Origin of the sequence: Gemmatimonas sp. (genome assembly GCF_036405635.1) — a bacterium.
In the GTDB taxonomy this organism is placed as follows: Bacteria; Gemmatimonadota; Gemmatimonadetes; order Gemmatimonadales; family Gemmatimonadaceae; genus Gemmatimonas.
The window spans coordinates 1-10,464 of sequence record NZ_DASWXE010000085.1 but is presented as its reverse complement, the minus strand read 5'-3'; the positions used below and the strand labels follow the sequence as shown (position 1 = coordinate 10,464).

At 65.3% G+C, this 10,464-nt stretch carries 12 protein-coding genes; all 12 read left to right on the top strand.

The genetic code is table 11. The features are described from left to right. Nucleotides 1–456, top strand: a 456-nt coding sequence (locus VGE27_RS06860) for a nickel-dependent hydrogenase large subunit (RefSeq protein WP_331048900.1), incomplete at its 5' end; no start/stop codon positions are given. Between the two features lie 22 nt (nt 457–478). After that, a complete protein-coding gene (locus tag VGE27_RS06855; protein WP_331048899.1) occupies nt 479–973 on the top strand; it encodes a hydrogenase maturation protease in 495 nt (164 codons plus the stop codon). Then, entirely contained in the window at nt 970–1,326 is a 357-nt protein-coding gene (locus VGE27_RS06850; RefSeq protein ID WP_331048898.1) for a hydrogenase maturation protease, read from the top strand. The genes VGE27_RS06855 and VGE27_RS06850 overlap by 4 nt, the downstream gene beginning before the upstream one ends. Beyond that, on the top strand, nt 1,323–2,528 hold the full coding sequence (locus VGE27_RS06845; protein WP_331048897.1) for a hypothetical protein: 1,206 nt from the start codon (nt 1,323–1,325) through the stop codon (nt 2,526–2,528). The genes VGE27_RS06850 and VGE27_RS06845 overlap by 4 nt, the downstream gene beginning before the upstream one ends. After that, the gene (locus VGE27_RS06840; protein WP_331048896.1) at nt 2,525–2,914 is read left to right on the top strand and encodes a hypothetical protein; all 390 of its coding nucleotides are present in this window, start codon (nt 2,525–2,527) and stop codon (nt 2,912–2,914) included. The genes VGE27_RS06845 and VGE27_RS06840 overlap by 4 nt, the downstream gene beginning before the upstream one ends. A 7-nt stretch (nt 2,915–2,921) precedes the next feature. After that, on the top strand, nt 2,922–3,806 hold the full coding sequence (locus VGE27_RS06835; protein ID WP_331048895.1) for a NifU family protein: 885 nt from the start codon (nt 2,922–2,924) through the stop codon (nt 3,804–3,806). Between the two features lie 23 nt (nt 3,807–3,829). After that, nucleotides 3,830–4,960 (top strand): NHL repeat-containing protein, encoded by a 1,131-nt coding sequence (locus tag VGE27_RS06830; protein ID WP_331048894.1) that lies wholly within the window; start codon nt 3,830–3,832, stop codon nt 4,958–4,960. Nucleotides 4,961–4,962: 2 nt separating this feature from the next. Then, entirely contained in the window at nt 4,963–5,274 is a 312-nt protein-coding gene (locus VGE27_RS06825; RefSeq protein WP_331048893.1) for a HypC/HybG/HupF family hydrogenase formation chaperone, read from the top strand. Next, nucleotides 5,271–6,386: a hydrogenase formation protein HypD gene (hypD, locus tag VGE27_RS06820; RefSeq protein ID WP_331048892.1), complete on the top strand. Its 1,116-nt coding sequence runs from the start codon at nt 5,271–5,273 to the stop codon at nt 6,384–6,386. Before VGE27_RS06825 ends, hypD begins: the two co-directional genes overlap by 4 nt. Beyond that, on the top strand, nt 6,383–7,462 hold the full coding sequence (gene hypE / locus VGE27_RS06815; RefSeq protein WP_331048891.1) for a hydrogenase expression/formation protein HypE: 1,080 nt from the start codon (nt 6,383–6,385) through the stop codon (nt 7,460–7,462). Before hypD ends, hypE begins: the two co-directional genes overlap by 4 nt. An 8-nt stretch (nt 7,463–7,470) precedes the next feature. Beyond that, entirely contained in the window at nt 7,471–9,591 is a 2,121-nt protein-coding gene (locus VGE27_RS06810) for a TonB-dependent receptor (RefSeq protein ID WP_331048890.1), read from the top strand. Nucleotides 9,592–9,703: 112 nt separating this feature from the next. After that, entirely contained in the window at nt 9,704–10,423 is a 720-nt protein-coding gene (locus VGE27_RS06805; protein WP_331048889.1) for a hypothetical protein, read from the top strand. Nucleotides 10,424–10,464 lie beyond the last annotated feature (41 nt).

Here is a 10,464-nt window from a genome sequence, read left to right as displayed (position 1 = left end):
ATCCAGACGGTGGGACCGAGTATTCTCACCCGCGTCATGGCCCGCATGCACGAAGCGCCCAAGTATTTCCGCATGGTGCGTTCGTGGCTCGATCAGATCGACCTGCACGATCGCTTTTACAACAAGCCGGTGGAACTCGAGAGTGGCCGGGGTTTTGGCTCCACTGAAGCGGCGCGCGGTTCTCTCTCTGACTGGATCGTGCTCAGCGACGGCAAGATCGAGAACTACCAGGTGATCACGCCCACCGCCTGGAACATCGGCCCGCGCGACCGACTGGGCCGACATGGCCCGATGGAACAGGCCTTCATCGGCGCCGAGATCCAGGACGCCACCGATCCTGTGGAGATGGGGCATGTGGCACGCTCTTACGACTCCTGCCTCGTGTGCACGGTACATGCGTACGACGAAAAGACCGGCAAGGAGCTCTCGCGATTCCGCATCGGGGAGATGGGCTGAGCGGCCGACACATGAGCGCGCGATGAACGCCCCCGTTCGGGTACTCATCGTCGGCTGCGGCAATCTGCTGCGCGGCGACGATGCGGTTGGCCCGGTTCTCGTGCGGCACCTCTGGGAACGAGGGGTGCCGCACGGCGTGCGTTGCGCCGACGGCGGAACCGGCGGCATGGATGTCGGCTTTCAGATGCGAGGCGTGCCTCACGTCATCATCGTCGATACGTGCCGGAGCGGCTCGGAACCGGGCGCCATCTTTCGCCTCGACGGGCGTGACGCCGAAACCCCGCCACTCGCCGGCGTGAACCTGCATGCGTTTCGCTGGGATCACGCACTGGCTTTTGCCCGCTGGGCGCTCAAGGAAGACTATCCGCCGCGTATCGATGTCTGGCTCATCGAGGCGGAGCATCTCGATCCCGGCGCCCCCCTCTCTCCCGCCGTCGACGCGGCCATGCATCGGGTGGCTGATTTGCTCATGCAGGAAGTGGACGCCGCACTCTCCGCGCCAGCGGTGACCACATGACGCGTGACGACACGAATACCACACCGTTCACGGTCGCACTCCGCAGCGACGGCTATCTCGTGCTGTCGGCCGCGGTGGCCCAGCGATTCTTCCCCGCCGACACGCTGTTGGCCATGCCGCGTGGCAACGAACTGTGGCTGCTGCCCACCCGCGGGCCTGGCGGCGGCGGCCTGCTGCTCAAGCAACGCAATCCCGCTGGCGACCGCAGCGTGCTGGTGCGCGAAGTGCTGCAGGACGAAGGCCCAACCGGCGATCTCCCCGCGTTCTGGGACGATGAACGCGGCGCGCTCCGTGTCGCACTCGTGTCCATGGCAACGGCTGACGCGACGACTTCCCTTCCGGACCTCTCATGATCCGCCCCCAACCGATCGGTGTGTTTCCCTATCCCACCGGACTCTTGCTGCTGCCGGTGCTGGACGCCGATCACCCCGCACACGCAGCGCTTCTGCGTGGCGAGGAACCCGATGCCTGGCCCGATGCCTGGCGGTTCTTCGAGGCAGCGGGCCAGGGCGACCGTGAACGCGCGCTGTCACTGCTCGCTTCGCACGACGACCAGCTCGCGCATTACAACCGGTACGTGCTCTCCGGTGAGCCGGTGCACCTCGCACGCGCCGAATCGGGGAGCGATGCCGTACTGCGCGCCCTCACGCGCATGGCGGCCTTTGTACTCGGCGAGCCCTATCACGAGCCTGACTGGTCACTGCTGGACGGTGAACTGGTAGGCCATGCACGGCTGGTGAGCGCGAGCCATGCGCTCGAAGTCGGCGACTTTGCGGCGGCGGCCGCAGAACTCGACGCCGGCATCGCGACTTCACGTGCCGTGTCGCCCCTTCTCGCCGCGCAGATGCTGGCACAGCGTGCGGGGCTCGAAGAGGCCGGTGAAACGGCCGAGGCCTTCTGGAAGGACGCCATCGCACTGGCGGGGGATACCCAACTGCCGGGTCTGCGCGCCGAGCTGCTGTGCGGGCAAGCGCTGGTCGTGCATCAGATCGCCGAGTCGCGGCGGCACCGGCTGGTGGAGGCGACACAGTTGTACCAGCGCGCCTTGCAGGCCGGCATCAATCGTGAATCGCATCCGCTGCTGTGGGCACGCATTCAGGCGAACCTCGGCATCGCGTACGTGGCCATGCCGATGTCGGAAGCCGGCGACAAGCTGCGCCTGGCCGTGGCGGTGCAGGCCTTCCGGGAAGCGCTGGTCGTGTATGATCGCGAGACGTATCCCGACGAATGGGCCAGCACCATGCTCAACATGGCCAACGCCATGCAATACATGCCGTCCGGGCATCGTCAGGAGAATCTGATGCAGGCCGTCGACGCGTACGAAGAGCTGCTCACCGTACGCCCACGGGCGATGGATCCGGTGGGTTACGCGCGTATCCTGGCCAACCAGGGAAATGCGCTCGCCCATCTGGGCATCTTCACGCATGCAGTGGACAAGCTCACCGAAGCCCACAAGCTGCTGCACTGGCATGGTGAGTCCGATGCGGCCCAGCGTCTGCTCGAGCAGCTCGAACTGATCAACGGACAACTCTCCACCGCCGGTGCATCCTCATGAATGTCCACGAACGGCAGCAGTTCGATTTCTTCTTCAACACCGCCGTTGAGCGCTTTGTCGAGCGGGTGGAGCAACGATGCGGCGGGCCCGTGCCCGGTCTGACACGACTGCGCCTCGATCCCAACGCCGAAGGTGTGTGGGTGGACGAGTTCGTGGCCGCGTTGTTCGCTGACTTTCTGCTGGACAATCCCGCGGGAGCAGCCTTCGTGCTGGCTTCGCTGTCGCGCCGCCCACTGCCGACGGCGGATGCGGCGATGCTGCACGGAGAAGCGCGCACCATCGGCGACTGGATGCAGCTTACGGCACGCAAGGGATTCGCCACCATCCTCGTGCTCAAGACGGACGAAGCGCTGGAGCAGCGTCTGGCGTTCCAGGTCGTCGACTGAGCGACTCATGACTGCCACCGCACCCCTGCCCCCCGCTGCGTCGACATCTGGCGCTGATGCCACGCTCGAAACGCTGGCCAACAATGTGCAGCGCACACTCGATGATGTACGAGGTATGCCCATCGATCAGCGCACACGCGCGCTGGCGCTCAAGGATGCGCTCGAGGCATTCCACAAGGCGGGGCTCACCACCATCGTGCGCGCGCTCAAGCAGGATCCCCGGGGCAAGGAGCTGTTGTTCGAGCTGATCGACGACCCCGGCGTGTATGCGCTGCTATCGCTGCACGGCATCGTGAAGGCCGATGTGCGCACGCGCGTGGCACGGGTGGTGGAGAACCTCCGGCCCTACACGCAGTCACATGGTGGTGATGTCACGTTGGTGGACGTCACCAGTGATACGGTGTTCGTGCGCCTCTCCGGTTCATGCAACGGTTGCAGCATGTCGTCGGTGACGCTGCGCAACGGTATCGAGGAAGCACTCAAGGAGCAGGTCCCCGAGATCACGCGCATCGAAGTGGTGCCCAACGAACCCGACCCCACACCGGGACTCGTCACGCTTACACGCGCGCCGCGTGGTGATGGCTGGGTGGACGGCCCGCTGCTCGACGAGGTGCAGGAGGCGCGACCGTACCGGCACGAGGTCGCCGACGGACGCAGTGTGGTCATCCTCCGGCTTGATGGCGACATCACGGCGTACTGGAACGAGTGCGCGCACATGGGCCTGCCCATCGACGGCGGCATGGTCGACCGGGAAGCCCGCACGATCACCTGCCCGTGGCATGGTTTCCGCTTCGACTGTGGGACTGGTGAATGCCTGTCGGCTCCGCAGGCCCAGCTCGAGGCCCTGCCGGTGCGGGTGGACGGTGGACGCGTGCAATTGCGCCCAGTCTGATGACGCAGGCCCTGCCATCCACGATGTCTGCGCCGATTCGCCGGCTGGGTGCGGCATCGCCGTTCGGTCTGGCCTTGCCATCGGCACAGCCCACAGCGGGCCAGCTCTATGCGCCACGCGGTGTGTGGTTCGACGACGAACGCATCGTGGTGGCGGACTCCGGCAATCACCGCCTGCTCATCTGGCATGGGCACCCCACGCACGACGGCGCCGATGCCGATGTCGTGCTGGGGCAGCCGGACTTTCACGCCGAAGGTCCCGCAGCAGGGGGCCGCGGCTGCGACAACGGATTGCATCTGCCCACCGGCGTGCTGGTGCATCACGGCCGCCTGCTGGTGGCTGACGCGTGGCACCATCGCATTCTCGTGTGGAACGAGGTGCCCACACGCAGTGACACGCCGCCGTCTTACGCCATCGGTCAACCCACGCTGGCCGATGCGATGCCGAACGCCGGTGGCAGTATCGCCGCCAACACGCTGTACTGGCCCTATGGGCTGGGAATCGCCGGTGGCTGGTTCTGGATTGCCGACACGGGCAATCGCCGAGTGTTGGGTTGGCCGTACATCCCCGAACCGGGCGACCCTGCACACGTCGTGCTCGGCCAGGACGACGCCACACGCGGAGATGAGAATCGCGGCGGAGATCCCACCGCCGCCTCGTTTCGCTGGCCACATGCCATCAGCGGCGACTCGCGCACGTTGTTCGTGGCCGATGCGGGCAACCATCGTGTGCTGGGCTGGACTCCGACGCCGTTCTCCGACCGCCCGGCCGATCTCGTGCTCGGTCAGAAGGGATTCGTGCAGAACGAAGAACTGCCGCACCGACCACAGGGTGCACATCGTCTGCGCTTTCCGTATGCGGTGGCCGCACGGCACAACACGCTGGTGACAGCAGACACGGCCAACAACCGCTTGCTGCGATGGCATGGCATGCCACGCCATGGCGTGCAGGCGCCAGCACAGGAAGTGTTTGGTCAGCTCAACTTCGATGCGGCCGGAGAGAATCGCTGGACAGCCGTCGCCGACGACACGCTGTGCTGGCCCTATGGACTCTGGATGCATGACAACCACCTCGCGATCGCCGACAGCGGCAACAATCGCGTGATGCTCTGGTCGCTCGCCGCGACTGGTAGCCCCTCAGACTTGGGAGCCTGACGATGTGCCTCGCTGTGCCCGGCCGCATCACCTCCATCTACGATGAGGGAGCGATGCGCATGGCCAAGTTGGACTTTGGCGGCATCACCAAGAACGTGTGTCTCGCCTACCTGCCCGATGCCGTCGTTGGCCAGTACGCCATCGTGCACGTGGGATTTGCGATCAGTCTCATCGACGAAGCCTCCGCCCAGGAGACGCTGCATCATTTCCGATCGCTGGGCATTCTCGAGGAGGAGCTGGGCGAAGTGGCCGACGAAGACTACGCGCCGCCGCCACCGTGTCCGGTACCAAGTCAGGCCACGAGTCTGTCATGAAGTATTTGACGGAGTTTCGTGATGGCGAGATCGCGCAACGCATCGCGACCGAGATTCGTCAGGTCACCACACAGCCATGGGCCATCATGGAAGTGTGTGGCGGGCAGACGCACAGCATCATGCGCAACGGCATCGATCAGCTGCTGCCACCCGAAATCGAGCTCATTCACGGCCCGGGTTGTCCGGTGTGCGTGACTCCGCTCGAAGTGATCGACAAGGCGCTCGCCATCGCCGCCACACCGGGTGTGATCTTCTGTTCATTCGGTGACATGCTGCGCGTGCCGGGCTCCGACCGGGATCTGTTCCGTGTGAAGAGCGAAGGCGGTGACGTGCGCGTGGTGTACTCACCCCTCGATGCCGTCTCATTGGCCAGGCAGCACCCCAACCGACAGGTGGTGTTCTTCGGCATTGGATTCGAGACCACGGCACCGGCCAATGCCATGGCGGTGCACGTCGCGAAGCGGGAGAAGCTGCGCAATTTCTCCATGCTGGTGTCGCACGTGCTCGTGCCACCGGCCATCGACGCCATCATGCGTTCACCAGTCAATCGCGTGCAGGCGTTTCTCGCCGCTGGCCATGTGTGCAGCGTGATGGGGTTCTGGCAGTACCCGATGCTGGCGTCCACGCATCAGGTGCCGATCGTCATCACCGGCTTCGAGCCGCTGGATGTCCTCGAAGGCATTCGCCGCACCATCGCGCAGCTCGAGCGAGGGCAGCACACCGTGGAGAACGCCTACGCACGTGTGGTCACGTTCGACGGCAACCGGCCCGCGCAGGAATTGCTGGAGCAGGTGTTCACCGTGAGCGACCGTGCATGGCGTGGCATCGGGATCATTCCCAACAGCGGCTGGCGTCTCAGCGAAGCGTACCGGGACCATGACGCCGAATACCGGTTCGACGTGACCGGCATTCACACCCAGGAATCGGCGCTGTGCCGCAGCGGCGATGTATTGCAGGGCACGATCAAGCCCACCTCCTGCTCCGCATTTGGAGCGCAGTGCACACCACGCACACCGCTTGGCGCCACGATGGTTTCCAGCGAAGGCGCTTGTGCCGCTTACTTCAACTACGGGCGCACCGTGCAGTTGCAGCGGGCAGGCAGCGCACGATGAGCACCATCGCTGAACAGCAGCCCGTCGTGACGTCGATGGAAGAATGGAGCTGCCCGCTGCCGCTGCGCGACTATCCGAGCATCGTGATGGGACATGGCGGTGGTGGACAACTGTCAGCCGAACTGGTGACACACCTGTTCCGCCCGGCGTTCGCGCCGGGCGACACCAGCGCGCTCACCGATTCGACGGTACTCATGTTGCCGGGCCAGCGCATCGCGTGCACCACCGACACGTTTGTGGTGCAGCCGCTGGAGTTTCCGGGTGGCACCATCGGCTCACTCGCCGTCCATGGCACCGTGAACGATCTCGCGATGAGCGGCGCGCGCCCCCTGGTGCTCACCGCGGGATTCATTCTCGAGGAAGGGCTGCCGATGGCACAACTCGCGCGCATCGTGCACGACATGGCACGGGCCGCCCGTGAAGCCGGCGTGCGCATCGTCTGCGGTGACACCAAGGTCGTCGAGCGTGGGCATGGCGATGGGGTGTACATCAACACCAGTGGCATCGGGGTGCTCGACGATGACGTGCACATCGCCCCTGATCGGGCCACGGTGGGTGATGTCGTGCTGGTGAGCGGCAGCATCGGTGATCATGGCATGGCCATCATGAGCCAGCGCGAGGGCCTCGAATTCGAAACGGCCATCATCAGTGACTCCGCGCCGCTGAACGGTTTGGTGGAGGCCCTGCGTACGGCCGTGCCCGATGTGCATGTACTCCGCGACCCCACTCGGGGCGGTGTGGCCACGTCACTCAACGAAATCGCCGCCGACGCCGGTGTGGGCATCATGCTCGAAGAGCAGGCCCTGCCCATTCGTCCGGCAGTGCGAGCCGCCTGCGAGCTGCTCGGACTCGATCCCCTGTTCGTCGCCAACGAGGGGAAACTGCTGGCCATCGTGCCGGCCGATGCCGCCAATACGGCATTGTCCTCGCTGCGCAGTCACCCGCTCGGAACGGACGCGGCCATCATCGGCGAAGTCGTGACCGATCATCCGGGCATGCTCGTCGCCCGCACCGGTCTTGGCGCGCGTCGCGTGATCACCATGCCCATTGGCGAACAATTGCCCCGCATTTGCTGACCGACCACATGATTCGCTGTTCCGCTCGGACGGTCCTGTGCATTGCCGCACTGGCACTGGCAACGGCTGCCACTACCGAAGCCCAGGACCGCCCCCGTTCCTACACCAGTCGTACGACGAAGGACTCCACCATAAAACTGGGCGCAGTGCAGGTGACGGGCCGCCGCGATGATCTCATCGGCATCGCCACCAGCGCCGCGCAGGGACGCATCGGGCGCGCCGATCTGCGGCAACGTCCACTGCTCCGCGAGGGTGAACTGCTGGAGGCTGTGCCAGGCATGATCCTCACCCAGCACAGCGGCGACGGAAAGGCGAACCAGATGTTCGTGCGTGGCTTCAATCTCGATCACGGCACCGACTTCCAGACGCGTATCGAGTCGATGCCCCTCAATCTGCCCACGCACGCGCACGGACAGGGCTACACCGATCTCAACCTGCTCATTCCCGAGCTCGTGGATCACGTGAGCTACTCTTTGGGCCCGTACTACGCCGACCTCGGCGACTTCGGCAGTGCCGGAGGCGCGACGCTCAATCTCGTGCGCTCACTGCCCCGTTCACTCGCGCAGGTGGAAGGCGGTGCGTGGGGCTATCGGCGTGCGGTGGCAGCGGGCAGCCGCACCAGTGGTGCGCACACGGTACTGCTGGGCGGTGAAGCCAAGGGCTACGACGGACCATGGCAGGTCGCACAGGGACTCTCCAAGCGATCGGCGTTGGCGCGCTATTCCTGGCAAGGACGGGAGCAGGCCGTCTCGCTGCTCGGCCTCAGCTACCTCAATCACTGGAACGCGTCAGACCAGATCCCCGAACGTGCGGTGAACAACGGCGCTGTCCATCGCTTCGGCCAGGTCGACACATCGCTCGGCGGTTCCACGGCGCGACACAGCCTCTCGCTCGACTGGACGCGCACACGCGGTACCACGCGCACGCAGCTCGAAGCGTATGCGGTGCGCTACGACTTCGAACTGTTCTCCAACTTCACCTACCACCTCGAAGACGAAGCCGCCGGCGATCAGATCCGGCAGCGTGACGACCGCTCGATCTTCGGCCTCAATCTGCAGCAGCAGCGCGCTGTCGGAGTGGGCAGCACGCAACACCAGTGGCGGTACGGGCTGCAGGGACGCTTTGACAACGCCGACGTGTCGCTGGCTCACACGCAGAACCGCGCCTTCACGGACATGGCACGTGCAGACCTGGTTCAACAGGGCAGCCTGGGTCTCTGGTCCTCCGTCGACAGTCGTTGGCAGTCATGGCTGCGCACGTCGGTGGGCGTGCGAGGTGATGGCTATCGGTTCGACGTTACCAGTGACCGCCCAGTGAACTCCGGTGTTCGCGGGGCCACGCTGGCCAGCCCCAAGGCATCGGTCATCGTTGCGCCCACGGCGGCGCTCGAGCTGTACGTTGGCGGCGGGTTGGGCTTCCACAGCAATGACGCGCGTGGCACCACCATTCGCGTCGACCCGGTGAGCGGAGATGCGGTCGACTCGGTCGATCCACTCGTACGTTCCCGCGGTGGCGAAGTGGGGCTGCGTCTCTCAGGTGTCCGCGACCTTCGCACGACGGTGTCCCTGTGGACGCTGCGTCTCGACAGCGAACTGCTGTTCGTGGGTGATGCCGGCACCACCGAACCACAGGGCCGCAGCGCGCGCACCGGCGTGACCCTTGCCAACTTCTGGCGCCCGTTGCGTGCGCTCGCCGTGGACGCCGACGTATCGTTCACGCGGGCGCGCTACCTCGACGAACCGGTTGGCGCGCAGTCGGTGCCAGGCGCTCTCGAATCAGTGATCGCGGCAGGTGTGCAGTGGTCGCCCTGGGCGACCGGGCCCGCGGCGGTGATCCGGGTGCGCAACTTTGGCGCCCATCCGCTCATCGAAGACAACTCCGTGCGTGGGCGGTCCACCACGCTCGTGAACGCAAGTCTTGGCATGCCCATGCGTGGCCTCCGCCTCACGGCCAGCGTACTCAACCTGTTGGGGAGCCGCGGGCGCGACGTGCAATATTTCTACGCGTCACGGCTGCGTGGAGAGCCCGCCGGTGGTGTGGAAGACGTGCACTTTCACCCTGTCGAGCCCCGGCAGCTCCGACTCGGGGTGAGCTTTGGCGGATGGGGAGGCGTGCAGACGCCGGAGTAGCACCAGCCGGCCGCGGTCTCCGCTCGGCGCGTGACAACGCCTCCCGGTTTGTTCATCATTCAGGGATCCCCGCGGGCTCTGTCCCGCCGACCCACCGCCCCCCGGAGTTTCCGTGTCCTCTGCGCGTCGCGCGTTTCTCAAGCAGGCTGGCATTTCGGCCGCCGCCCTGGCGGCCCTTCCCTCGCTGGCCAAGGCAGAAGCCGGCATGCCCGGTAGCCTGAACGCCGCGTCGCTCTCGTTGTCCGAGGAACTCGCCGCGTTCGAACAGCCGCCGCAGGAAGTCTGGGACACGTCCTGGACCAAGCGCGTCACGGCAAAGCACAAGGCGATGTTCGATGTGCCGGAGATCGCGGGCGGTGCCGGCGTATTCCGTGCCGCAATCTGGGGCGCGCAGTACATCGATGCACTCAAGGTCACCGCAGCCGACCTGGCACCGGTCATCGTCATTCGCCACAGCGGCATCCCGCTGGCGATGAATCAGGAGTTCTGGGCCAACTACAACGTCGGCAAGCAGTTCAAGCTCAAGGGCGATGACGGCAAGACGATGAAGTACAACCCGGTGCTGCCCACACCCGGTGCGCCCGCGCCGACGGGCATGATGGCCAACTACATGCTCGACAATCAGATCTCCAAGGGCGCCATCGCACTCGGATGCAATCTCGCGTTTCGCAGCATTGTGTCGGTCGTGCAGAAGCAGGACAAGCTGACGCCGGCCGAAGCGCGCGAAAAGGCGAAGACGATGGTCGTGCCCGGTCTCATCATGCAGCCGTCGGGCATCTTCGCAAATGTGCTCGCGCAGGAAGTGGGCTGCGCGTTCGTATACGCGGTTTGATGCGGAAATGATCTGATATCAAAAGGAAAAACAGGAAGGAG